This window comes from Jannaschia pagri (genome assembly GCF_019655435.1).
GTDB classification, from domain to species: Bacteria; Pseudomonadota; Alphaproteobacteria; order Rhodobacterales; family Rhodobacteraceae; genus Jannaschia; species Jannaschia pagri.
In genome coordinates this window covers 167850-190906 of sequence record NZ_BPFH01000001.1, presented here as the reverse complement: position 1 = coordinate 190906, position 23057 = coordinate 167850, and the positions used below count along the sequence as shown (strand labels likewise).

Annotated in this window: 19 protein-coding genes; 6 read left to right on the top strand and 13 right to left on the bottom strand. The window is 64.3% G+C overall.

Annotation, left to right across the window (positions count from 1 at the left end):
- Window positions 1–8: 8 nt before the first annotated feature.
- The 8 genes from glmM to K5R33_RS00835 all read right to left on the bottom strand — a co-directional run bounded on the left by glmM (window position 9) and on the right by K5R33_RS00835 (window position 10832).
- The gene (gene glmM / locus K5R33_RS00870; protein WP_220747080.1) at window positions 9–1349 is read right to left on the bottom strand and encodes a phosphoglucosamine mutase; all 1341 of its coding nucleotides are present in this window, start codon (window positions 1347–1349) and stop codon (window positions 9–11) included.
- 3 nt (window positions 1350–1352) lie between these two features.
- A complete protein-coding gene (gene folP / locus K5R33_RS00865) occupies window positions 1353–2336 on the bottom strand; it encodes a dihydropteroate synthase (RefSeq protein WP_220747079.1) in 984 nt (327 codons plus the stop codon).
- On the bottom strand, window positions 2333–3250 hold the full coding sequence (locus tag K5R33_RS00860; RefSeq protein ID WP_220747078.1) for a dihydroneopterin aldolase: 918 nt from the start codon (window positions 3248–3250) through the stop codon (window positions 2333–2335). Before K5R33_RS00860 ends, folP begins: the two co-directional genes overlap by 4 nt.
- A 213-nt stretch (window positions 3251–3463) precedes the next feature.
- On the bottom strand, window positions 3464–4147 hold the full coding sequence (locus K5R33_RS00855) for a cell wall hydrolase (RefSeq protein WP_255588386.1): 684 nt from the start codon (window positions 4145–4147) through the stop codon (window positions 3464–3466).
- Between the two features lie 200 nt (window positions 4148–4347).
- Entirely contained in the window at window positions 4348–6879 is a 2532-nt protein-coding gene (locus K5R33_RS00850; RefSeq protein ID WP_220747077.1) for a putative PEP-binding protein, read from the bottom strand.
- A gap of 182 nt (window positions 6880–7061) precedes the next feature.
- A complete protein-coding gene (glyS, locus tag K5R33_RS00845) occupies window positions 7062–9296 on the bottom strand; it encodes a glycine--tRNA ligase subunit beta (RefSeq protein WP_220747076.1) in 2235 nt (744 codons plus the stop codon).
- A 1-nt stretch (window position 9297) separates the two neighbouring features.
- Window positions 9298–9825, bottom strand: a complete 528-nt coding sequence (locus K5R33_RS00840; protein WP_220747075.1) for a DUF6446 family protein — start codon at window positions 9823–9825, stop codon at window positions 9298–9300.
- Window positions 9826–9896: 71 nt separating this feature from the next.
- The gene (locus tag K5R33_RS00835; RefSeq protein ID WP_220747074.1) at window positions 9897–10832 is read right to left on the bottom strand and encodes a glycine--tRNA ligase subunit alpha; all 936 of its coding nucleotides are present in this window, start codon (window positions 10830–10832) and stop codon (window positions 9897–9899) included.
- A 185-nt stretch (window positions 10833–11017) separates the two neighbouring features.
- Between K5R33_RS00835 and K5R33_RS00830 the strand changes: the two genes are divergently transcribed.
- Window positions 11018–12793 carry a trypsin-like peptidase domain-containing protein gene (locus K5R33_RS00830; RefSeq protein ID WP_255576104.1) on the top strand — a complete coding sequence of 592 codons (1776 nt, stop codon included), beginning with the start codon at window positions 11018–11020 and terminating at the stop codon, window positions 12791–12793.
- A gap of 536 nt (window positions 12794–13329) precedes the next feature.
- Here K5R33_RS00830 and K5R33_RS00825 read toward each other — a convergent pair.
- Window positions 13330–14778, bottom strand: a complete 1449-nt coding sequence (locus K5R33_RS00825; RefSeq protein WP_220747072.1) for a TrkH family potassium uptake protein — start codon at window positions 14776–14778, stop codon at window positions 13330–13332.
- Window positions 14779–14875: 97 nt separating this feature from the next.
- Window positions 14876–15811: a DMT family transporter gene (locus tag K5R33_RS00820; protein WP_220747071.1), complete on the bottom strand. Its 936-nt coding sequence runs from the start codon at window positions 15809–15811 to the stop codon at window positions 14876–14878.
- A 150-nt stretch (window positions 15812–15961) separates the two neighbouring features.
- On the opposite strand from K5R33_RS00820, the gene K5R33_RS00815 reads away from it, so the two are divergent.
- The gene (locus K5R33_RS00815; protein ID WP_220747070.1) at window positions 15962–16132 is read left to right on the top strand and encodes a hypothetical protein; all 171 of its coding nucleotides are present in this window, start codon (window positions 15962–15964) and stop codon (window positions 16130–16132) included.
- A 56-nt stretch (window positions 16133–16188) separates the two neighbouring features.
- On the opposite strand, the gene ilvC is transcribed toward K5R33_RS00815, so the two are convergent.
- The gene (gene ilvC / locus K5R33_RS00810) at window positions 16189–17211 is read right to left on the bottom strand and encodes a ketol-acid reductoisomerase (RefSeq protein ID WP_220747838.1); all 1023 of its coding nucleotides are present in this window, start codon (window positions 17209–17211) and stop codon (window positions 16189–16191) included.
- 129 nt (window positions 17212–17340) lie between these two features.
- Here ilvC and K5R33_RS00805 point away from each other — a divergent pair, with 129 nt between their 5' ends.
- The 3 genes from K5R33_RS00805 (at window position 17341) to K5R33_RS00795 (ending at window position 19708) form a co-directional block, all read left to right on the top strand.
- Entirely contained in the window at window positions 17341–17796 is a 456-nt protein-coding gene (locus K5R33_RS00805; protein ID WP_220747069.1) for an Lrp/AsnC family transcriptional regulator, read from the top strand.
- A gap of 69 nt (window positions 17797–17865) precedes the next feature.
- Complete coding sequence (locus tag K5R33_RS00800) at window positions 17866–18315, top strand: Lrp/AsnC family transcriptional regulator (RefSeq protein ID WP_220747068.1); 450 nt, start codon at window positions 17866–17868, stop codon at window positions 18313–18315.
- Between the two features lie 265 nt (window positions 18316–18580).
- Window positions 18581–19708: an aminotransferase class V-fold PLP-dependent enzyme gene (locus tag K5R33_RS00795; RefSeq protein ID WP_220747067.1), complete on the top strand. Its 1128-nt coding sequence runs from the start codon at window positions 18581–18583 to the stop codon at window positions 19706–19708.
- A gap of 709 nt (window positions 19709–20417) precedes the next feature.
- On the opposite strand, the gene K5R33_RS00790 is transcribed toward K5R33_RS00795, so the two are convergent.
- Complete coding sequence (locus K5R33_RS00790; protein ID WP_308443207.1) at window positions 20418–21590, bottom strand: FAD-dependent monooxygenase; 1173 nt, start codon at window positions 21588–21590, stop codon at window positions 20418–20420.
- Between the two features lie 15 nt (window positions 21591–21605).
- Window positions 21606–22295: a pyrimidine 5'-nucleotidase gene (locus K5R33_RS00785; RefSeq protein ID WP_255588385.1), complete on the bottom strand. Its 690-nt coding sequence runs from the start codon at window positions 22293–22295 to the stop codon at window positions 21606–21608.
- A 65-nt stretch (window positions 22296–22360) separates the two neighbouring features.
- Between K5R33_RS00785 and K5R33_RS00780 the strand changes: the two genes are divergently transcribed.
- Complete coding sequence (locus tag K5R33_RS00780) at window positions 22361–22993, top strand: GntR family transcriptional regulator (RefSeq protein ID WP_220747065.1); 633 nt, start codon at window positions 22361–22363, stop codon at window positions 22991–22993.
- Window positions 22994–23057: the final 64 nt, after the last annotated feature.

Below are 23057 nucleotides of genomic sequence, written 5' to 3'. Positions count from 1 at the left end.
CCCCGCGATCAGGCGCAGGCGCGGACCGCCTCGGCAACCTCCTCGACCACGCTGTTGAGCAGGGTATCGTCCTCGCATTCCGCCATCACGCGGATCAGAGGTTCGGTGCCCGAGGCGCGGATCAGCAGGCGGCCGGTGCCCGCCACGCGGGCCTCGGCGGCGGCGATGGCGCGCTTGACGGCCTCCGCCTCCAGCGGTTGGGCGCCGGCACCATAGCGCACGTTTTCGAGGCGCTGGGGCACCGTCTCGAAGCTTTCCATCAGTTCGGCAGCGGGGCGACCCGTGCGCACCATTTCGGCGGCGAATTGCAGGCCCGCCAGCAGGCCATCGCCCGTCGTGGCGTAGTCGGTCATGACAATATGGCCCGATTGCTCCCCGCCCAGGTTAAAGCCGTGCTGGCGCATGGCTTCGACAACATAGCGGTCGCCGACCTTGGTGCGGTGCAGGGCGATGCCTCGGCCCGCAAGGAACCGTTCTAACCCCAAGTTGGACATGACCGTAGCAACCAGGGAGTCGCCCCTCAGCCTCCCATCGCTGGCCCAGCGGGCGGCAAACAGCGCCATAAGTTGGTCCCCGTCGGCCACGCGCCCGTCGCCATCCAAAATCATGACGCGGTCGGCATCGCCGTCCAAGCTGATCCCCAAATCCGCCCCATGGGCCACCACCGCCTGGGCCGCCGTATCCGTATGGGTGGAGCCGCAGTCCCGGTTGATATTGTGGCCATTGGGGTCCGTTCCCACCGGAATGACCGTGGCGCCCAATTCCCACAGAACCTCGGGCGCGGTGCGATAGGCGGCGCCATTGGCACAATCCACGACGACCTTCAGACCATCCAGCCGCATGCCTGCGGGGAACGTGGCCTTCACCCGCTCCGCGTAGCGGAAGCGACCGTCATAGACATGTTTGGCCCGGCCAATCCCCTCGGCTGGCGCCAGGGGAATATCGCCCGCCATCATGGCTTCGATCTCTGCCTCGACGGCATCGGACAGTTTGAAGCCATCGGGGCCGAACAGCTTGATCCCATTGTCCTCGGCGGGGTTGTGACTGGCCGAGATCATAATCCCTAGGTCCGCCCGCATGGAGGTGGTCAGCATCCCCACGGCGGGCGTTGGCACCGGCGACAGCAGCAAAACGTTCATGCCGGTGGAGGTCAGCCCCGCCGTCAGCGCGTTTTCCAGCATATAACCAGACAGGCGCGTGTCCTTGCCGATCACCACCCGATGCGCCGCGTCTGAGCCGTCGCGCCGGAAATACCGACCCACCGCCGCGCCCAGCTTGAGCGCCATCTCAGCGGTCATTTTGTCCGCGTTTGCGCGGCCTCGCACGCCGTCGGTTCCAAACAGACCCATTGCTTACCCTCCGGTCACGGCACGCCAGAGCGCGAGGCCCTGGGCAATCTCCTCCACGTCGTGGACGCGGTGCAATTGCACGCCTTGTGCCACGGCGGCGATGGTGACCGCTAGGGTGCCCGGCAAGCGGTCATCCGCCTGCGGAGCCGATCCGATGTCGCCGATGAAACGTTTGCGTGAGGCCCCAAGCAGGATCGGACAGCCCAGATCGTGGAAAGCGCCGATCCGCCGCAGCAGGGCCAAATTATGGGCCTGGGTCTTCCCGAAGCCGATGCCGGGGTCCACGATGATCCGCTCGCGTGGAATACCTGCCGCGCGTGCCGCCTCGATCCGCGCCGCCAAGGCGTCGAGAACGTCAAACAGCACATCGCCGTAGGCGGGATTGTCCTGCATCGTCTCTGGCACGCCTTGCGCATGCATCAGGCAGATCGGCGCGCCATGGGCGGCGGTCACGCGCAGGATATCGGGGTCAAAGGTGCCGGCTGAGACGTCATTGACCATCGTGGCGCCCGCTAACAAGGCGGCTTCGGCCACGGGTGCTTTGCGGGTATCGATGCTGATGGGTTTGCCGGATAGCGCGGCGATCACGGGCGCCGTGCGCGAGACCTCAGCTGGGATTTCAACCTCGGTGGCGCCGGGGCGTGTGCTTTCGCCGCCCACGTCCCAGATATCGGCGCAGGCCATGCGTGCGGCCTGGGCTTGGGCGGCGGCCACGCCCTGGTGGCGCCCACCGTCCGAGAAGCTGTCCGGCGTCACGTTCAGAATGCCCATGATGCGCGGCTGGGACCAGGTCAGGCCGGCCATTGTGGGACGTGGGGCGCTGAGCCTTTGCAAAACGTCCTTCTGCAGGCGGTCCACTGGCACGATCTCGGGCGCGCCGCCGCGGACTAGCCGTTCCACATGGGTAAAGCGCAGCCAACCCCCCGCGATCCTAGGCGCCTCCGGTCCCGCGGCGGGGGCGGGCAGGGGACGGTGCCAGGTGCTCATAGCGCGCTGGGTGAGGCGACGCAGTCCATGCCAGCCGGATGCGGGCCGTCGCCCACGCAGGTCACCTGAACGGCGTCGAATGTGCCAGCGAGCCAGAGTGCCAGGGCCTCCGGGTCCGCTCCGTCTGGGCTGTCGGTGGCGTCTAGGACCATACGGGCGGGCGCCCAGACCGACAGGTTGCCGTGGCGCAGCGCCCAATCCAACTCGGTGCGCGTATCAATGACAACGCAGCGCGGGTCGCAGGCCGCAAGCTGCCAACCGGCTTGGTCCAGGGCCAGTAGGTCGATGCGCCGCTGCGCTGCGGGGTGCATGGCCTGCGGCGGCGCGACATCGGGCGCGACGATCACGATTGCCGGCGTGGGACCCGCAGCAAGCCGATCGATCATTCCAGCCGTTCCCGGGTCGGCGATCAAACCAGGTCGCAGAAGCACCACATGGGGCTGGGGCGGCGGCGCCTCGGGGGCTTGGACGACCGGTGCCTGCACGCGGGACCGGACGATTTCCACGCCCAGCACAAAGGGGCCACGGTCCAGCTTCTCGATCCGCACAAACACGCGCGCGGCCCGATCATGGAGCAGCACCCGCGCCGCGACCCGTTCGGCCAACGTTTCTAACAGATTGACGCGTTCTGCGGCCAATTCGGCTTCGACGGCCTCTAGCAGGGTATCGTAGCTCAGGATGCCGTCCACATCATCGCCTGCTACCGCGTCGGCGTCCAAGGAAACCTCTGTCACGATGTCGAAACGGATCCGCTGGGTTACGCCGCGTTCTTGTTGAAAGGCGCCGATCTCGACCGAGCGGACGTGGTCGCGAAGCACGATCCGATCCAAAGGATGCGTAGCGGTGTCCTGTCGCGCCCGGTCAAGGGGCGAGGAGAAGGCTGTTCCGAGCGCTAGGGTGTCATCGGCGGGCATGGCGTGTCTCTGGCGTGGTCGATCGCATCATGGGCCCGCAAACCACGTCCTGCGCCCCTATGAAACCCCTATCGCGGCATCCAAGCGGGCATTTGCGCCGTGACGCGGCGCCTTTAGGCGTCGCGCCGTTCCTGTGGACGGAGCGTGGAAGTCGTGACCCGGTGGACAGCCCTATCTGGGAATGCCTGCGCAGCCGGTATCCAACCGTCCGGATCAGGCCCCAGGGGTTTGACGGTAGAAGATATGGCGACCAACCTGCGCAGTCTTTGGGTAGACCTTCGCCCAGTAGGGGCTGACGTAGTCGGCGTGATAGTGGGTGGCATTGCCGGTCAGGGCGCGTGGTGCGCCGTCCATCAGCAAGCGGGCGATTTTACCGGCGCGTGCCCAGGCGCCCCGCTCCGACACGGCCTCGGGGATGCCATCGCAGGTATAGCTGAATTGGCAGGCATGGAGCCGACCGGTGCCCTGGTTCACCACACGGCAGATGGTGTTGGGGTAGCGCTTGCTGTCCACACGGTTCAGGATGACCTCTGCGACGGCGACCTGCCCCGGAATGGGTTCGCCCCGCGCTTCGAAGTAGATGGCTTCGGCGAGGCATCGCCACTGCTGTCCCCCCGATGCGGTGGGGAGCGCGTCTATCCGATGGTCCGTCAAATGGGTCTCAGGCGTAGGCGGCGCGTCACGGCGCGCGGGGCCAGACCACAGCGACCGTGCCGCGCGGGCAAAGAGGTTACCGGCCGCCCGTGGCGTGCTTCCTTCCGCAGGGGCTGGCGCGAAGGCGCTCAGGGCAACGGCGCCAGCAGTCGGGGCGTGGGCGATAGGTTGTGCGACGACGGGGGTTTGAAATCCAAAAAACAGCGCGACCGCTGCGACGGTCATAGAGCAAACGCGACCCATACTCACCCTCGTCCACCTTCCTTTACCCCCGCGATCTACGACAAGGATCTTGCGAAACCCTTACCGCCTAAAATCGCAGCGTAGGGCGTCGCGGCTTCGGGCGAGGGACGCAATGTCTTGACGCGCAAAGGGATGGCACCTGTGGCGAGAATCGGCGGGTGTCGGCAAAATTTCGCCGATACCCGATGCTTTACCCGGCGTTATCTTGCCGTTTGGCCCGACAGGATCGTGCTCTGTGCCGCTGCGAGCTTGGCGACCGGCACCCGAAATGGGGAACAACTGACGTAGTCGAATCCAGCAAGACGACAAAACCGGATCGATTCGGGACTGCCGCCGTGTTCACCGCACAGGGCCAGGGTCACATCGGGGCGCGTTTGGCGTCCCCGGGCCGAGCCGAGCAGCAGCAACTCTCCGACGCCATCCACATCTAGTGTTTGGAACGGATCTTCGGGATAGACCCCCTCGTTCACATAGGCCGACATGAACCGCCCCGCATCGTCCCGCGACAGTCCATAGGTCATCTGTGTCAGGTCATTGGTCCCAAAGCTGAGGAACGCGGCGGTTTCACTGATTTCTCCGGCACGCAGGGCGGCACGTGGTGTTTCGACCATCACGCCCAAACGGAAGTCGAGATCCTTGCCCGTCTCCGCCTGCACACCAGAGGCAACGGCCTCAATTCGCCGCTTTACCAACTCGACCTCGCGCCGCGCGGTGACAAGGGGGATCATGATCTCGATCTTAACGTCTGCGCCCAAGCCGCTGGCTGCCACGGCGGCCTCAAAGATGGCGCGGGCCTGCATCTCGTAGATTTCAGGCATGGCAATGCCCAGGCGCACGCCCCGCATCCCCAACATGGGGTTATATTCCTGCAAGGCTGCGACCCGGCTCTTCACTTCGGATAGGGGGCGGTCCAGCGCTGCCGCGAGTGCGCCAAGGCCTTCGGGTCCAGAGGGCAGGAACTCATGCAGTGGCGGGTCCAACAGACGAATGGTCACCGGCAAGCCGGACATGAGCTGGAACAGCTCGGTGAAGTCGTCCCGTTGCATCGGCAGCAGGCGATCCAGCGCGGCCTGTCGCGCGCTGGCGTCCTCGGCAAAGATCATTTCTCGCATCACTGTCAGGCGGGCGGGATCAAAGAACATATGTTCCGTCCGGCAGAGGCCGATGCCATCCACCCCGAACGTGCGGGCCAGGGTGGCATCGGCAACCGTATCGGCATTGGCCCGCACGCCAATGTCGCGCAGGTCGTCGGACCAGGACATGACGTCTGCAAAAGCACCATCCAGCATGGGTTCCTGCGTGGGCACGGCGCCCTCTAGCACCTCCCCGGAGGAACCATCGATGGTCATGGTATCGCCTTCCGACAGGCGCCGCCCGTCTGGCAGGCGCACGGATTTGCGTCGATGGGAGACAGTGAGACCCGTCGCGCCGGTGACACAGGGCAAACCCAGGCCACGGGCGATCACCGCCGCATGGCTGGTCGATCCGCCCCGTTCGGTCAGCACGGCATCGGCGGCGTGCATGCCTCGCACATCTTCGGGGCTGGTTTCGCGACGGACCAGAATGCAGGGCTCATTTCGGGACAAACACGCCTGGGCCGTCGCGCTGTCGAACACGATCTTGCCGGACGCGGCGCCCGGACTGGCCGCCACGCCGCGCGCCAAGACAGTCCTGTCCGCCGTTGCATCAATCTGACGGTGTAGCAGCCGCCCGATGGTGGCTGGCGCGATGCGCAACAGGGCTTCGCTGCGCGGAATGATCCCATCCCGGGCCAGCGCGGCTGCGATGGCGACCGAGGCGCGGGCCTCGCGCGGGCAGCGCACCGCATCCAGCACCGCCAAGCGGCCCTGGGCGATGGTGAATTCGACCTGCATCTCTTCGCGAAGTCGGTCCCGGCATTGACCCCCAACCTGGATCAACTCCTGATACACATCAGGCAGCAGGTCTTGCAGAGACGGCCCGCGCGGATCGCTCGTCAGATAGAGCGCCTTGTCCCGGTTCTTGAGCGCATCGCGCCCGAGGGCTTGGCCCATGTAGCGGCCCGTCACCTGGGGTTCTCCGGTGGCGGGGTTGACGAATTGAACGACGCCAGACCCGGACTGTCCCGGACCCATGCCAAGGGCCATGCGCTGAACCACCAGACCAAGGCCCGCGTCCGCCGGGGCGCCCTGGGCTTGCCGCAGCAGTCGGGCCGAAGTGCCTTCCCAGGCCCGGGCCATGGATCGGAGCACCGCGTCCAACTGATCTGCGATATCCTGGGGAAACGGCGCGTCCATCTCTTCTTCGTAGGTGTCGCGCGCGGCGACCGGGTCCTCGGCTTCGTTGAAGGGGGCCTCGTCCAGGCGCATCACCTCAATGGCAAAGCTGCGGATGAAGCGCAGATAGAGTTTATCCGCAATGGCATGGCCCAGCGTGTTCGACAGCCAGGCATGGGCTTCGTCGTTCATGCCAATGTTCAAAACCGCGCCGGGCCCACCCCAATCGGTCGCCTCCGAAGAGGACCGCACCGACAGCAACAGTGGCTCCATGTCGAACAGTGAAACCAGCGTCCCCAGATCGGGCATCTGGCCCTCGGCAATCTCGCGGACGGTGGTAAACGGCAGAGCGACGGTCTGGGGAACCGGCAACTCCATTCGGATCAGCCGCTGCAGGCACTTGGCGCGACTGCCGTGGCGCGCCGCCCGGATGTCGGCGGTTGGCGTTATCTCCGTAAAGCGCGGCGTGTCCAGCATGGGTTCATCCTTTGCGCCCGCAGCATAGCATCGCGCCGCAGTGCGGCATAGGGCGTCATGCCAATGTTACATTGACAGACCCGTTTTCCGAGGGCTGACCGCGCGGTCGTCAGCTATCCCTCGGCATTGTTGCGTGTATGCACTAATGCATCGCGCCAGTGCATACGACGCCCTGTCGCGCCCTAGGCCCCAACACGGGTCAGATCGGCGATCTTTTCACCGGTGCGTACGATTTCGGACAGCATATTCAATCGGTTGCGACGCACAATGTCGTTGTCGGCATTGACTTGAACGGCCTCGAAAAACGCGTCGATGGGCCCGCGCAACGTGGCCAGCGCCTGCATGGCCGCCGGGTAATCCTCTGCGCTAAGGGCCGCATCGATGCCAGGTTTCGTCGTGGCAAGTGCGGCGAACAGGGCGCGCTCTTCCTCGGTCTCGGCCAACTTGGGGTCTGCCCCGTAAGAGTATTCCACACCGCCATTTTCTTCGGCCTGGGACAGGATGTTGGCAGCCCGCTTGTAACCTTGCAGCAGGTTTTCGCCGTTCTCCGTGCCCAGGAAGGCATTCAAGGCCCGCGCCCGCGCCGTCAGATCGGCCAGATCGTCCGTCCGCTCGCCGGTGAGGCAGGCGTCGATCACATCGTGGCGGACGCCCTCGTCGCGCAGGTAAACCTTGAGCCGGTCGTGGAAGAAGGAAAGGAGTTCCGTCGGCTGTTGACCGCAGGAAATACGCAAGCCTGTCCACGCGCGGATTTTCTCCGCTCTCGCGGCAAGATACTCGCCTTTTTGGTATAGAGCCTGTCTTTTAACCTGTCTCTGCTCTTGACCCAAATCTGCTTCATCTATGCCGTCAAATGGATCAAGCGGTTCATCGTGGCTGGTAAACCAAGCCAAATGGTTTTCTGTAGCGACCCTAAGCAGAGCCAAAAGCTTAGTAGATATCTCTCCGGACAGAACCAACCGAATGACCCCCAACGCCGCCCGGCGGAGGGCGTAGGGGTCTTTGGACCCCGTCGGCTTTTCGTCGATCGCCCAGAACCCTGCCAGCGTATCCAGCTTGTCGGCCAAGGCCACGGTGACCGACACTGGCGCCGTGGGCACATCGTCTGACGGGCCGAGGGGACAGTAGTGGTCTTGGCAAGCCGCGGCGACGGCGGGATCCTCGCCGGCGGCTTCGGCATAGTAGCGGCCCATGAGGCCCTGCAACTCCGGGAATTCGTAAACCATCTCGGAGGAGAGGTCGGCTTTTGCGATCTGAGCGGCCCGTTCTGCGAGGTCGGGGTCCGCTCCAATGGTCGGTGCCAACTCTCGCGCCAGCGCGGCGATCCGTTCGATCCGCGTCTTTTGGGAGCCGAGCTTGGCGTGGAAGGTCACGTTGGACAGGGCGTCCAGCCAGGGCTCCACGCTCGATTTTGCCACCCGCAGATCGTTTTCCCAGAAGAACTTCGCGTCGGCGAGGCGCGCCGAAAGCACCCGGTCGTTGCCCGCCAGGATCGTTGCGCCGTCATCCGCCGTTTCACGATTCGCGACCGTAATGAAGCGGGTGATTTTTCCGGCCTTGTCGCGAACCGAAAAGAACTTCTGATGCTCCTTCATGGAGGTCTGCAACACTTCCGGCGGCAGCTCCAAGAAATCGGCACCGATTTTTCCCATCAGCACCACGGGCCATTCGACCAGCCCGGCGACTTCCGCCAGTAGGCCTGCGTCCTCGACCACCTCTAGCCCAGCAGCAAAGGCCTGATTGGTGGCATCCTGCCAAATGGCCTCGGCTCGTTCCTGCGATGAGAGGACCACGCGGGACCGCTTCAGCTTGGCTTCATAGTCGTCAAAAGAGGTCACGCGGAACGGCTCCGGCGCCATGAAGCGATGGCCCTCGGTCATGTCGCCCGAGACGATGCCGTCCACGTCGAGCGGCACAACGCGCGCGCCGTCCTCGTCGCTCAGGATGCACAGGATCCGGCGCAGAGGGCGGACCCACCGGAGAGACCCGGCGCCCCATCGCATGGATTTGGGCCAGGGAAAGGTGCGGATGATCTTGTCTAAGACGTCCGCCACAATGGCGTCGGCGGGGCGCCCGGCTTGGGTGATCTTCGCGATGAAAACGCGGCCCTTCTTGTCGTCCTGTTCTTCGAGTTGTTCGCGCGTGAGCCCGGTTGATCGGAGGAAGCCATCCAACGCTTTCTGCGGGGCATCCACGCGCGGGCCACGTCGTGTTTCCGTGGTCGTCGGGCTCTCGGCGGTCAAACCCTGGACCGACAGCGCCAGACGACGCGGTGTCACATGGGCCACGGCCCCCGCATAGGTCAGACCCGCGTCGACCAGACCATCCGTCATCAGCTTTTGCAGATCCGCGGCGGCGCGGCGCTGCATCCGTGCGGGGATTTCCTCGGAAAAGAGTTCGATCAGCAGATCGGGCATATCAAAGGCTGCCTTCGATGAGGGGTTCAAAAGTGGTGCGGTCGGGGCAGGCTTCGCCCACGGGCGTGCCATCATAGGCCTTGTGGCCGCAGTCGTTGAGTTCGTGCCAGGCCCAACCGCGGCCATCGGCCGTCAGCGCGACGATTCGGTCGACGCCGTATTGGACATTCTTATAGCCGGTGAAGGCCGTGGCGGTGCCGTCGGCCAACAGGCCAGCGATAGCGTCCGCGTCGAAACAGGCGAACCAGCCCGGTGCCACCGTTGGCGCAACACCCGCGCGGGGGGCCGCGAGGTCTTCGGGCATGGTCAGATCGTGTGAGAAGCAGGCCCGAAATCCCAGGGGCGACGAGGTGGAGGCGATGGCCGTGACGTCCTGCGCCGGGATCGACACGAGGCTTTCAGCACCATCCAGCGTCAGGGTCACGGGTCCCTCAATGGGGTCATAGAACGCGCGCGTGTTGGTGTACCAGATCCCAGCACCAGCCAGGGCGGCACTGACCAAAAGCGCGATGATGACGAGCTTTCCCATGGGTCTCACTCCTGAATGAGAGGCGATGCGCCGCCGGCGGGCACAATTTTTCTAGAAAAATTGCGCTCCGATCAGGCGGCGTTCGGCGTCCAGCCGCCCGCTTCGGTCTGGACGAAGGCATCGGCGCACATCTTGGCCAAAGCGCGCACGCGCCCGATATAGCTTTGCCGTTCCGTGACCGAAATCACGCCGCGCGCGTCCAGCAGGTTAAACATATGGCTGGCCTTGATGCATTGATCATAGGCGGGGTGGGCCATCACGATGCGCTTGCCGGTCTTTGGGTCATGGGCCTCTTGGGCGAGGATCTCGGCGCAGTGCCGCTCCGCCTCTTCGAACTGTTTCAACAGAACGGCGGTATCCGCTGTGTCGAAGTTCCAGCGGGCATATTCCTCCTCCGTTTGTCGGAAGATATCCCCGTAGGTCAGCGCGATGGGGGTCTGCGGATCGTTGAAGGGCATATCCATGACATGGTCGACGCCCAGGACATACATCGCCAGACGTTCCAACCCATAGGTCAGTTCACCGGACACAGGCTGACAGTCGTGGCCGCCCACCTGCTGGAAGTAGGTGAACTGTGATACTTCCATCCCGTCGCACCAGACTTCCCAGCCCAGGCCCCAGGCACCCAGCGTTGGGCTTTCCCAATCGTCTTCCACAAAGCGAATGTCGTGGAGATCAAAGTCGATGCCAATCGCTTTGAGTGACCCCAGATACAACTCCTGCAAGTCGGGCGGCGAGGGTTTGATGAGGACCTGGTACTGGTAATAGTGTTGCAGACGGTTGGGGTTTTCTCCGTACCGGCCGTCCGTTGGGCGGCGCGACGGCTGCACATAGGCTGCCGCCCAGGCTTTGTCGCCCAAGCTGCGGAGCGTCGTTGCCGGGTGGAACGTGCCCGCGCCGACCTCCATGTCGTAGGGCTGCAAAATGGCGCAGCCTTTGCTGGCCCAATAGGTTTGCAGTCTCAGGATGATCTCCTGAAAGGAACGGGGGGCGTCGGGTGCGGACATGGATGGTCTCCGGCCTGGGATGCGGCGGCGCTGCGGCAGGGGCGCGGCAACGCGTCTAAGGGGCAACACTTGGCGGGTCAACGTATGGAAACAGCGCCACTTGCGACGCTGAGACCCTTCCCCTCGCGAAGATGATGGGGAAGGTATGGGTCGCTATCGTGTTTATAAATCCGAGGAATCGCTTCATGCGCGCTCTGCTGGCTTTCTGTCTGACGTTCACCCTGTGGGCTGCCGTCTGGCTGTCTGGGCCAGTGTCGGCGCAAGAGGCACAGCTATACGTGCAGATCGAAGCGCATCCCAACCTGCGAGAAGCAGAGGGCCGTGCCCGGGCCTACGGAGGGATCCTGCCGGATATTAATGGGTTTCGCGTCAGCGGTGGATGGTATTCCCTGGCCCTTGGCCCATACCCTGAGGCGGAGGCGCGCGCCACATTGCGGCGGCTGCGGAGCGAGGGGCTAATCCCACGGGACAGTTACGTCAGCGATGGCGGCACCTATCGGGACCGCTTTTGGCCGGTGGGTGTTGTGACGCCTGCCGTGCCAGAAGTTCCCCCTGCGGTGGCCTCGTCTGAGCCCGCGACGTCCGATGCGTCGGCCGGTGTCCCGCCCGTTGCCGAGGCGCAGCCAGACCCGGAGCCGGTGGAAGAAACGCCGCGCGAGGCGCGTCGATCCGAAAGCCTGCTCACGCGTGACGAAAAGAAAGAGCTGCAGCGTGCCCTGCAATGGTTCGGCTACTACACGGCGGCCATTGACGGGTCATATGGGCGAGGCACACGCGCCTCCATGCAGGCTTGGCAACGGCAGGCGGCTGTGGATGCGACGGGCGTGCTGACCACGCGCCAACGGGCCCTTCTCATGGAAGAGTATCGCGCCGCCCAAGCGGCCCTGGGTCTGGGCGAGTTGGTGCAACAACAGGCGGGCGTTGCCATGACCGCGCCCATGGGGTTGGTCACGTTTGATCGGGTTGAGGCGCCCTTTGTCCATTATTTCCCTAAGGAGGACAGCGGCGTGCGCCTGTCTCTCATCAGTCAGGCGGGGGATCGGGCGACGCTGGGCGGTCTGTATGAGATTCTGCAAACGCTGGAAATTGTGCCCACCGAAGGCGAGCGGGCCAAGGCACGCGACAGTTTCCGCATCCGTGGTGAGGCGCCCGGCACGACGACCGAAGTCTTTGCGACGCTGGAGGACGGGCACATCTTCGGCTACCTGCTGACGTGGCCCGACGCGCAGGAGACGGCGGCGGCGCGCGCGCTTGCGTCCATGGATGAGACCCTGCGCAAGATCGGCCCGCCCCTGCCTGCGGACGAAGGTTTCGATCCCGGCACCCAAAGCTTCGACATGGTCTCAGGCTTGGAGGTGCGTAAACCGCGACGCTCTGCCTCTGGGTTTTTCGTGGATGGATCGGGACGCGTTGTCACGGCGGCGGCTAATGTCTCGGGGTGCGGGCGCATCACCCTGGATCGACTGCATGAAGCATCGATCAGCTACACCGGTGATGGGATCGCGGTGCTGCGGCCCACGGGGCGGCTTGCCCCGGTCGAGGTGGCGCGTCTGGCGCCAAGCGAAGGGCGTTTGCGGTCCCGTGTGTCCGTCGGCGGGTTCCCGTTCGGCGGTGTTCTTGGCGCCGCGACCCTCAGCTTCGGCTCGCTGGAGGACGTGCGGGGCCTCGATGGGGACGAAGATCTGCTGCGTCTCTCCGTTTCGGCGCAAGAGGGCGATGTCGGCGGACCGGTTCTGGATGGGGCCGGTCGCGTGACCGGGATGCTGCTGCCTGCGCCGCCGACCGGCGACAGGGCTCTGCCGACGGATGTGGCCTTCGCGGCGAAGGCCAGCGCGCTCCGGACTGCGCTCCAGGCGGCAGGTGTCTCGGTCAGCACCGCAGAGGCGAGCGCCACGATCGCACCCGAAGACCTGACCACGCGCGCCGTTGGTATGACCGTCTTGGTAAGCTGCTGGGATTGACCCAACTGGTCTGTTCACGGGGCGCGGGGAAGGACCGCAGGCGTCGCGCCTTTGGGTCAGAGGCGGTTTGATCACGGTGGGACATGGCACGCCTCGCCCTGAGGTACCTTGGGTGGCGTCGCATGGCTGTAGTTCCCGACGCGCTCCTACCGGTTGGTCTGCGCGCGTCCCCCCGACCGTGCAGATGGCTGTTTTCTGGGCCTGCGGCGAGCGCCAGGACCCGTCCGGTGTCGCGACGGAGTTGAGCGAGGCGTTGGTTGACACCGCGCGCCGCGAAAGCCGAGAGACGGTTGGCCTACGCTTTGGCCAAGTGACAGTTGGCATCAGACCCGGTTTTGGAACGGCACCATTACGCAAAGGGGGATCGCGCGGAGAACGTGTTTCCGCTGCCGCATGCGCCCCACGCTTTCGCGCCTCAAGATGGGGAGGCTATGGCAGGTAAGTTGGCCTTCGGGTCTTTCGTCGCGACCGATCGGTGTACCTTTCTCCTTTGGCCATTCTATCAGACCACCGGTACTTCTCACCTCACCCAGGCGCTACACGCGCCAAAACCGGGCCGTGAACAGGACGTAGACCACCACCAATTCCAACCGCCCGATCAGCATGGCCGCTGCCAGCAGCCACTTCGCCGGGTCGTTGAGGGGCGCGAAGTTCCCAGCAGGTCCGATGATTGGACCAAGCCCCGGTCCGATGTTGGCCACCGCCGTTGCCGCGCCCGACACGGCCGTCAGGAAATCTAGCCCCGTCATGGCCAGCAGCACGGCGAAGACGCCCAAGGTCACCACAAAAAGCACGAAGAAGGCCATGACCGACGACAGCACATCCTCGGCCACCTTGCGGCCGTCATAGCGCGCCTGAAAGATCCCGTTGGGCGAATGGATCCTGCGGATTTGCGCCTTCATGGCGGCAAACAGGATCTGATAGCGAAAGATCTTGACCGAGCAGGAGGTCGATCCCGCGCAGCCTCCGATCAGGCCGCAAAAGAAGAACAGGGTGATGATGAAGGCACCCCATTGCATGTAGTCGACGCTGGCATACCCCGTGCCCGTCAGGATCGACGCAATGTTAAAGAGCCCTTCGCGAAAGGCGCGCTCCACCGGCATCCCGCCAAAAACAACCAGGGTCCCAGCCGTCACGCCTACCAGAACGGCTGCCACCGCCAGAAACGCCCGGACCTGGCTGTCGCGCACCAAGGGCTGACCCGCCCCATTGAGCAATTGGACGTACAACACGAACGGCAAGGCCGCGCCCAACATGAACACCGTTGCGATGTATTCATGGGGGCCCTGGAATGCGCCAAAACTGGCGTCGTAATTGGCAAATCCACCCGTCGAGACGGTGGTCATGGCATGGACCACGGCATCGAAGGCGCCCATCCCCGCCGCATTGTACGCCAAGGCGCAGGCGATGGTTATGCCGATATAGATGGTTGAGATCTGTGAGGATATTTGGGCCGCCCGTGGCAACACCTTGCCCATGGTGTCGAACCCTTCCGACCGGAAGATCTGCATCCCACCGACGCGCAGTTCTGGCAGAAAAACCATAGCGACGACGATCACGCCGATCCCGCCAAACCATTGCAGCAGCCCACGCCACAGCAGCAACCCTCTGGGCAAGTCATCGAGGCCCGAAAGTACCGTAGAGCCAGTCGTGGTCAGGCCCGACATCGCCTCGAAGAACGCATCCGTGTAGCTCGACCCCGTGGCGCCGAACACAAAGGGTAAGGCGGCGAAAATCGGCATGGCGAGCCAAACGCCCGTCGTCAGCAGGAACGTCTGTTGCAGCGACAGACGGGTCCGCACGGCGTTGGCGCAGGCGAGGGCCAGGCAGAGACCCGACAGCATGGTCAGCATCCCGGCCTCAAAGAAGGCGGACCAATGGCCGTTCTGGTCCAGCAGGTCCACCGCCATTGGGACCCCCATGGAGGCGCCCAAGGCCACAAGCAATAGGCCGATCACATATCCCACGGGGCGCACGTCTAACATGGCACCGGTGTCCGGTGGCGCCGCCTGTGTGTCAATCCTTTGGTGGCCGGAATGGGGCCTGTCCGTACGGGACTCCAGGTCTGTCACTGAGGGCGCCCTACGTCGTGTCAGCCCTACGGGGCCAAGGCAGTTTGCGTCCTTGGCTCACGAAGAGCCCTGCGGCGATTAGTGCGAGTGCCAGGTAGAACCGCGCGGGCAGCACCTCCGACAGGACCAGGGCACCGAAAACCATCGACCACACAGGCACTTGGTAGTTCACGAGTGTCATGAACGACGGCCCTGCGCTGCGGATCACTTGAACCCGCAGAAGCGCAGCCAAGCCGGTGGGCACCAGGCCGAGGAACAGGATTGCCAGCATAACGGTTGGCTCTGCTGTGCCGGGTAGACCCTCGGTCAGCACCATGGCCGGGAGCAGGAGAACCGCCCCGACGACGAGGGTCAGTGCCGAGAGCCAGATGCCATCGATGGGTGGGCATCGGCGCGTCAAGATTGAGCCCAAAGCATAGGCGAGCGTTGCGCCAATGCAGGCGATCCGTCCCAGGGCCGCCAGGTTGCCTTGTCCTGCCTGCAAAATGCCGGGGCCGAGCAAGACCAAGGCGCCGATCAGGCCCAGGGCAAATCCGGACCCCTTGCGCCACGTCAGTCGGTCGCCCGGCACGAAGACATGGGCCATGGGCAGCAAAAACAGGGGGAGCACCGCCATGCTGAGGCCCGCAAAGGCCGAGGGCACGTGTTGCTGACCCCAACTGAGCAGAAGAAAGGGCAGAGACGTGGTCAGGATGCCCAAGGCCACGACGAAGACCGTCAGCGAGGGCGTCATGGTCGGGCGCGGACGGCCCATGGCCAGCACAAGGGACAGGAGCGCCAGTGCGCCCAGCGTGGTCCGTGCCGTCGCCACAGTGACGGGTCCATAGCCGCGCAGGGCAATCGCCACGACCATGAAGGTGCCGCCCCAGATCAAGCCGAGCGCGGCGATTGAGGCCCAGTTCCCCAACGTTGGGGCGGAGACGGGGGTGTCGGTTGTTGTGACCATCCGCGGGGCTTAGCCCGTGTAATGCGCATGTGACAGGGGCAACTTCGAGCCCGGGGGGCCTACGCGCGCCTCGCCGGACCGATTGGAACTGTCAGGCCATGTGGTGCGTTCAGCCCATGAAACCGTCCTTCAGCTTGAAAGGAGCCCCCCATGCTCACCGACTTTCTGTTGCCCGTTCTGGCCTTTGGTACGTTGCTCTCCGTTATCGTCTTCGCGTTGATAAGTCAGAAGAAAGTGCTGGATCGTATGGATGATCCAAACGCCATCAAGTCGACCTTGGCCGCCGACAAAGACAGCCACGGCAAGCCAGCCGACGTGTAAGAAAACCAAAAAGAGGCCGCCAAACGGCGGCCTCTCAACTGTCGGATGGGACAGGCTCAGTTGCGGGCCTTGTCCACCATTTTGCCGTCCGAGATCCAGGGCATCATGCCGCGCAGCTTTTCGCCGGTGGCTTCGATCTGATGCTCGTCGTTGATCCGGCGCGTCCCCTTGAAGAAGGGCTGGCCAACGGCGTTTTCCTGCATGAAATCACGCACGAACTTGCCGGTCTGGATGTCCGTCAGGATCGCCTTCATGCGGGCCTTGGTCTCGTCGTAGGGCAGGACGCGGGGGCCGCTAACGTATTCGCCGTATTCCGCCGTGTTCGAGATCGAGTAGTTCATGTTCGCGATGCCGCCTTCGTAGATCAGGTCCACGATCAGCTTAACCTCGTGCAAGCACTCGAAATAGGCCATTTCGGGCGCATAGCCCGCCTCGACCAGCGTCTCAAAGCCCATGCGGATCAACTCAACGAGGCCACCGCAGAGAACGGCCTGCTCGCCGAAGAGGTCGGTTTCGCATTCCTCGCGGAAGTTGGTCTCGATGATGCCGGAGCGACCACCGCCAATGGCGGAGCAGTAGGACAGGCCGATTTCCAGCGCGCGCCCCGAGGCGTTCTCATGCACAGCCACCAGGCAGGGCACGCCGCCGCCTTTTTGGTATTCGCCGCGAACGGTGTGGCCCGGGCCCTTGGGCGCCATCATGACAACATCGACGCCGGGCTTCGGCTCGATCAGGCCAAAGTGGACGTTCAGGCCATGGGCAAAGGCAATCGCGGCGCCTTCGCGAATGTTGTCGTGGACGTACTTCTTGTAGGTCTCGGCCTGCAGTTCATCGGGCATGGTGAACATGATCAGGTCGGCCCAGGCGGCGGCCTCGGCGATGCCCATGACCTTCAGGCCCTCGCCTTCGGCCTTGGCAGCGGAGGGCGAGCCTTCGCGCAGGGCGACGACCAGGTTCTTGGCGCCGGAATCGCGCAGGTTCAGCGCGTGGGCATGTCCCTGGGAGCCATAGCCCAGGATGGCCACCTTCATGTCTTTGATCAGGTTCACGTCGCAGTCGCGGTCGTAGTAAACGCGCATTGTCATCCCTCCTCGGTGTGATGGCGCGCCTTTTAGAGGAAGGTGGCAACCGGGGCCATAATCTGCCCCGTTTTCCTGTGGTATGAAATGAGATACCTATTCGTCAGAACGACGAAACAAGGATGACCTATGCTCGACGCGACAGACAGTGCCATTCTTCGCCGGTGGCAAGCGGAGCCTGACTTGCAAGTAACTGAACTTGCTTTAGAAATGGGGCTAAGCCAGTCCGTTTTGTCCCGCCGGATCGACCGGATGCGCGAAAATGGCGTACTTAAGGGGGTGCAAGGGGTCATCGACTGGAGTGCGTTGGGTTACGGGGTGGAGGTGAGCCTCCGGTTTACCCTCGACAAAGGGGAGCCTAGGGCGCTGGATCTGTTTGTGGCCGCGGCCCGTGAGGTCCCGGAGGTTACTGAAATACAAACATTTCTAGGGCGGGTCGATGTGCGTCTGGCGGTGATTGCGCGTGACTTGGCCCATTGGCGGCAGCTCTACGGAGAGAGGATCCTGACGCTGCCCCATATCTCCGAGATTGAGGCTTTGCTGCATGTGGCCCAGGTGAAGACCGATGCTGTTTTGCCGCTTTAGGTCGCGCATAGGTGGCTGCGTGCGCCACCTGTACACCCTGCGTACGCCCCCCGTGGGGCGCATTTTGCCATGATCGACGATCTGGACCGCGCGATCTTGCAGGTCGTCCAAGCCAATGCCGCCCTGTCGACAACGGCCGTCGGGCGCGCCGTTGGGTTGAGCCAAGCGGCGACCTGGCGTCGGCTCGACCGGTTGCGGCGCGAGGGTATCCTGGCGGGGCGGGAATTGGTGCTGGACCTGGAGACGTTGGGGTTCGGCGTGACGGTGTTCGTGGGCGTCAAACTGGCCACGAAAGGGCGGGTCGACCTGGAGGGATTTGAGCGCGCCGTCAGCGCCATCCCCGAGGTGCGCCGCGTCCAGCATGTCCTTGGGCGCTATGACTACCGCCTGCGGGTTGTGGCGCGGGATTTGTCTGATTTCGAACGCGTATTGCGTCGCAGAATCATGGGTTTACCCGGCGTCGGAGAGGTCGAGGCCAATGTCATGTTGAGCGAGGAGCGGCGGCCAGGACCCCTTTAGCCTTTAAGCGGAGGTTCATGATTGGCCGCTATGGTCGTAGTCATGGGACCGATGTGGACATCTTTGATGCTGGCGCTGTTTGGCCTGGCCTTGGGCAGGTGGGTCAGAGTTGGCGCGTTAACGTCGCGCCAGCATACCGGTTTCGCGCGCTGCGTCGTGTATCGGAAACATGTGTTGTGGTCCCAGCGTTTGGTATGCCGAGATAGACTTTGCCGTCCTGCCCAAGGCGTGAAAAAACCTCCCTGACAGACGGAGGGAGGACGTTATGGCATTGCTCGACACGGTCGATCCGCAAGGGTTGGATGAATTTTCGGTGGTCTTCACGGATCGCTCGCTCAACTCCATGAGCCAATCGTTCCAGCAGGTCATGCGCGATTTGCACAGCAGCCTGTGCGAGGTGTACGGCGCCGACCATGCGGTGATCATCCCCGGTGGTGGAACGTTTGGAATGGAGGCTGTCGCCCGCCAGTTCGGTCAGGGGGCCAAGGCGCTCGTGGTGCGTAACGGTTGGTTCAGCTATCGCTGGTCGCAAATTATGGAAGCGGGCGCTTTTACCGGGGGCGTCGAGGTTGTGAAGGCCCGGCAACAGGGCAATGACAGCCGGTCGCCCTTTGCGCCCCCGCCCATCGCCGAAGTGACGGCGCGGATCCGCGAGGTGAAGCCCGATGTGGTCTTTGCCCCCCACGTGGAGACGAGTGCGGGCGTGATCCTGCCGGACGCCTACGTGACGGAGCTTGCCGCCGCTGCGCACGACGTTGGCGCCTTGATGGTGTTGGATTGCATCGCGTCGGGATGTGCTTGGGTCGATATGGGCGCGACCGGCGTGGATGTTTTGATCTCCGCGCCACAAAAGGGGTGGAGCGCGTCGCCCTGCGCTGGGCTCGTGATGTTGTCGGAGCGGGCGAAGGCCCGGGTGGAAGCGACAACCTCTGATAGCTTCGCCATCGATCTGAAGAAATGGTCGCAAATCATGCAGGCCTACTTGGGCGGGGGGCACGCATATCACGCAACGATGCCCACCGACGCGCTGCGCCATTTTCGCGATACGGTCGAGGAGACACGGGCCGTCGGCTTCGACGTGGTTAAGGCCGCGCAATGGGATCTGGGGCACAAGGTGCGGGCGATGTTGGCCGCGCGCGGGGTGCGCTCGGTCGCGGCCGATGGTTTTGGCGCGCCCGGTGTGGTGGTCAGCTATGCTCCGTCCGAGGAGGTGAAGACCGGCAAAGCCTTCATGGCCCACGGGATGCAGATCGCGGCGGGTGTACCGCTGCAGTGCGATGAGCCGCAGGATTTCGCGACGTTTCGCATTGGATTGTTTGGCTTGGACAAGTTGAAGGACGTGGATGGGACGGTCGCGCGGTTGGAGCGGGTTGTGTCCCAAGTCTTCCCGTGATGGCAGCGCCCTGATCTTGGTCGCTGCGCCGGGCCGTGCTTGCTTCTTTAGGACGTGAGTGATCTAGGTGGGGACCGCATTGGCGGTCGGGGGCTTGATCTAGTCGACCGGTCTGTTTGCACGGCCTCGTGCTGGTTTACTTGAGGTTTGGCGGCCGTCTGGGTTCCTGAGGCGCTCGCTTTCGCCAGCGGAGCGTCTCTCTTGGTGCTTTTGTCGGGCTAGTCGCTCCCCCGGCTCAGTGCCTGTATCTGGCCAGTTACCCGCTCTAGCGGGGCCAGTGCCGTACGGTGCCCCGCCTCCGTAGCGGTCCGACGCGGTTGCCAGGTGCAAGCGACCATCTTTGAACGTGTGACATGGTCTACTCTCGGGCAACGCCCGTTGATCTTAAGGCTAGGTCGTCTCCGGCGAGGCCCCTGCGGTAGCTGTCCTGGTCGTGCGATTTGGAGTAGGGCGTCATAAGGAAGAACTACTGGCTGCTTCCTACCTCGAGAACCGCCTAGGGGATTGGCTGAGCGATAGTATCCCCATAGCGTGTTGAGAAAGGTGGGTTACCCATTGCTTCAGCGCCCATTGGCATGAGTAAGCCTTTGGGAAGGTGGGCGCTGTTAGGCTCCTCGAGGGTCATCGTGCCACCACCCGTAGTCCGGCGTGCGAACTCCTCTCGTGTCCAGTCAGATCAGTCTGGCAATGATGCGGGCGACCACTGCGGTCAGGTCCCTAGGCCCAAGCGCATCAGCCCCCGCCGAATAGGCGCGATGTCATGTAGGGCGGCGATACCGCGCGCTCGGAAGGCTTGTGCCGCTCCGATATCAAGCTTTGACGTTCGGTTCAGAGCGTCGATCCCGGCCATGCGGGCGGCGATGTCGGGCCATCTGCGGCGTTGATAGGCGCGCAGCATCGCGGGTGTGCCGACGCCCTCGGATGCCACCAAGTCGCGCAGCGCGGCGATATCCTTCAGCGAGGTGTTCAGCCCCTGGGCCCCGATGGGCGGCATGGCGTGGGCGGCCTCGGCGGCCAGCGCCAGGCGTGGGGCTGTCAAGCGGTCCGCGAGGCGCGAGATGATCGGCCAAGCTGCCCGGGGGCTGACCAATGTCAGCGGGCCCATGACCTGGGCGGAGCGATCATTGACCTCAGCCTCGAACGCGGCATCGGACAGGTCCATGCGGCGGGCGTGGGCCTGGGCGTCGTCCATCCAGACCACGGCGGAGCGGTGGCATCCATCACGGTCGGGCAGGGGAACAAGGGTGAAGGGGCCGCCGCTGCGGTGGATTTCCGTGGAGACATTTTCGTGCGGGTGGTCGTGGCGGACCGCGAACACAAGGGCCGTCTGGGCGTAGTCCACCGTGCGCGCGCCGATGCCCGCGAGGTCCCGGAGCGGGCTGTCGCGCCCATCGCAGGCCACCACGAGGTCGGCGCGAAGGCGGCTGCCGTCGGATAGGGTGACACGGGCGCCGCTGCTGCGGGTGAACAGCCCGGTGACCGCTGTGTCAAAGCGGGTGGTGACCGTCGGGAGTTCGGCCACACGGGCCAAAAGCTCTCGCCGCAGGAGCCAGTTGGGAAAGTTCCAGCCGAAGGCCGTATCAGAGATGTCCGAGGCGTCGAAATCCCGCGAGATGGGCGGATCTTGCGAGGCATCGGTGATCCGCATCACGTCCAGTGGCATCGCATGGGGCGCGAGCCCGGCCCAGGCGCCCGCCCGGTCCAGCAGGTCGCGGGCGGGTTGTAGCAGTGCGGTGGTGCGGAGGTCGGCGCCGGGCGCGTCCTCGCCGGTCACGGGCGGTGCGGGATCGACCAGGGTGACGCGGTGCCCCTCGGCCCCAAAGACGCAAGCCGCCGCCAGACCCGCCGGGCCCGCGCCTGAGATGAGGATGTCTGTCTGCATGTCCATGTCCCAGACCTAAGGACGCAAAATCGCCAAGCCAGGCGTCAGGATGCCGCGCAGAAAGGCGCTGAGGTCGGTGGTGTGGTGGTGGACATGGGCGCCCTCGGCCCGGGCTGGGGCGACGTGGACGGTGGACATGCCCAGGTCGTGGGGCACGGCCAGGTTGCGGGCTGTATCCTCAAACATGGCAGCGCGCTGGGGTGTCAGGCCGTCACGGGCAAACACACGGTCGTAGGCCGCGCGCTGGGGTTTTGGAACGTAGCCCGCGTGTTCCACCCCGTGGACCGCATCCCAGATCCCCGTCAGACCCCGCGCCGCGAGGACGTTGCGGGCGTAGTCTGCGGTACCGTTGGTGAACACAATCTTGCGGCCGGGCAGCGCGTCGATCAAACCCGCCAGGATCGGGTCGGGAGACAGCCCGCCGAAGTCGACGTCATGGACGTCCTCCAGAAAGGGCTCCGGCGCCACGCCGTGGTCGGCCATCAACCCGGCCAGGGAGGTCCCGTGATCGTGCCACCATTGGCTGCGCAACCGGTCGGCCTCGGCGGCGTCCACACGCAAGAAGTCTTGGATCCAGCGGGTCATGCGTGTCTCGATCTGGGGAAAGAGCGACGCGCCCGGTGGATAGAGCGTCTCGTCCAAGTCAAAGACCCAGGTGTCGATATGGGCAAAGCGCGTGTCCATGGGATCGGGGCTATCGGGCATGTGGTTGATCCGCAAGGGGGCCGGGGCTACGGTCGCGATCACGCCAGCCCAGAGGACCGAGCCCCGTGCAGTCAACCCAGACCGATGCCTATGCCCTGATTATCGACGCCATCGACCAGGGGCTCTACCGTCCAGGCGACCGGTTGGTGGAGAGCGAATTGGCCGACCGCTTCGGCGTGAGCCGTACTCCGGTGCGCGAAGCCCTGCAGCGGCTGGAAACCCAGAGCCTTCTGACGCGCGATGGTCGGTCGTTGATTGTTGCGACTCTGAGCCATGATCAGATGGCGGAACTTTATGTTGTGCGCACGGAGTTGGAGGCCCTGGCGGCGCGCCTCGCCGCACAACACGCCGCGCAGGAGGAAATCGCCGTGCTTGCGGCCATGGTCGAGGAAGACCGCGTGCTTTTGACGGATGCCCAGGCCCTGTCACGGGCCAATCGGCGCTTTCATATGCAGATCCATCTGGCGTCCCATAACCGCTACCTGGTGCAGCAGTTGGGGATGGTGCACCGGTCCATGGCGTTGATGGCCACAACCTCGCTGGCCGCCGAAGGGCGGGGTGAGACGGCTTTGGCGGAGCATGCGGATATTGTCGACGCGATCTCCGCCAGGGATGGGGATCGGGCTGCCAACGCCCTGCGCCAGCACCTGAGCACGGCGTTTGAGGTGCGCCTGCGGGAGGAAGCGCGGACCCTTTAGGCGCGCGCCACTGGTTCCGGGCCGGATGGGTCGGTGACCGGAATGCTCAGTGCCTGCCCTTGGA

Excerpts from the sequence above, each read along its gene's own strand:
- K5R33_RS00820 (WP_220747071.1), bottom strand. The coding sequence starts at position 15,811 with ATGGTCACAACAACCGACACCCCCGTCTCCGCCCCAACGTTGGGGAAC.
- K5R33_RS00855 (WP_255588386.1), bottom strand. The coding sequence starts at position 4,147 with ATGGGTCGCGTTTGCTCTATGACCGTCGCAGCGGTCGCGCTGTTTTTT.
- K5R33_RS00860 (WP_220747078.1), bottom strand. The coding sequence starts at position 3,250 with ATGCCCGCCGATGACACCCTAGCGCTCGGAACAGCCTTCTCCTCGCCC.
- K5R33_RS00840 (WP_220747075.1), bottom strand. The coding sequence starts at position 9,825 with ATGGGAAAGCTCGTCATCATCGCGCTTTTGGTCAGTGCCGCCCTGGCT.
- K5R33_RS00850 (WP_220747077.1), bottom strand. The coding sequence starts at position 6,879 with ATGCTGGACACGCCGCGCTTTACGGAGATAACGCCAACCGCCGACATC.
- K5R33_RS00830 (WP_255576104.1), top strand. The coding sequence starts at position 11,018 with ATGCGCGCTCTGCTGGCTTTCTGTCTGACGTTCACCCTGTGGGCTGCC.
- glmM (WP_220747080.1), bottom strand. The coding sequence starts at position 1,349 with ATGGGTCTGTTTGGAACCGACGGCGTGCGAGGCCGCGCAAACGCGGAC.
- glyS (WP_220747076.1), bottom strand. The coding sequence starts at position 9,296 with ATGCCCGATCTGCTGATCGAACTCTTTTCCGAGGAAATCCCCGCACGG.
- K5R33_RS00815 (WP_220747070.1), top strand. The coding sequence starts at position 15,962 with ATGCTCACCGACTTTCTGTTGCCCGTTCTGGCCTTTGGTACGTTGCTC.
- K5R33_RS00785 (WP_255588385.1), bottom strand. The coding sequence starts at position 22,295 with ATGCCCGATAGCCCCGATCCCATGGACACGCGCTTTGCCCATATCGAC.
- K5R33_RS00825 (WP_220747072.1), bottom strand. The coding sequence starts at position 14,778 with ATGTTAGACGTGCGCCCCGTGGGATATGTGATCGGCCTATTGCTTGTG.
- K5R33_RS00835 (WP_220747074.1), bottom strand. The coding sequence starts at position 10,832 with ATGTCCGCACCCGACGCCCCCCGTTCCTTTCAGGAGATCATCCTGAGA.
- K5R33_RS00805 (WP_220747069.1), top strand. The coding sequence starts at position 17,341 with ATGCTCGACGCGACAGACAGTGCCATTCTTCGCCGGTGGCAAGCGGAG.
- K5R33_RS00795 (WP_220747067.1), top strand. The coding sequence starts at position 18,581 with ATGGCATTGCTCGACACGGTCGATCCGCAAGGGTTGGATGAATTTTCG.
- K5R33_RS00790 (WP_308443207.1), bottom strand. The coding sequence starts at position 21,590 with ATGCAGACAGACATCCTCATCTCAGGCGCGGGCCCGGCGGGTCTGGCG.
- ilvC (WP_220747838.1), bottom strand. The coding sequence starts at position 17,211 with ATGCGCGTTTACTACGACCGCGACTGCGACGTGAACCTGATCAAAGAC.
- folP (WP_220747079.1), bottom strand. The coding sequence starts at position 2,336 with ATGAGCACCTGGCACCGTCCCCTGCCCGCCCCCGCCGCGGGACCGGAG.
- K5R33_RS00800 (WP_220747068.1), top strand. The coding sequence starts at position 17,866 with ATGATCGACGATCTGGACCGCGCGATCTTGCAGGTCGTCCAAGCCAAT.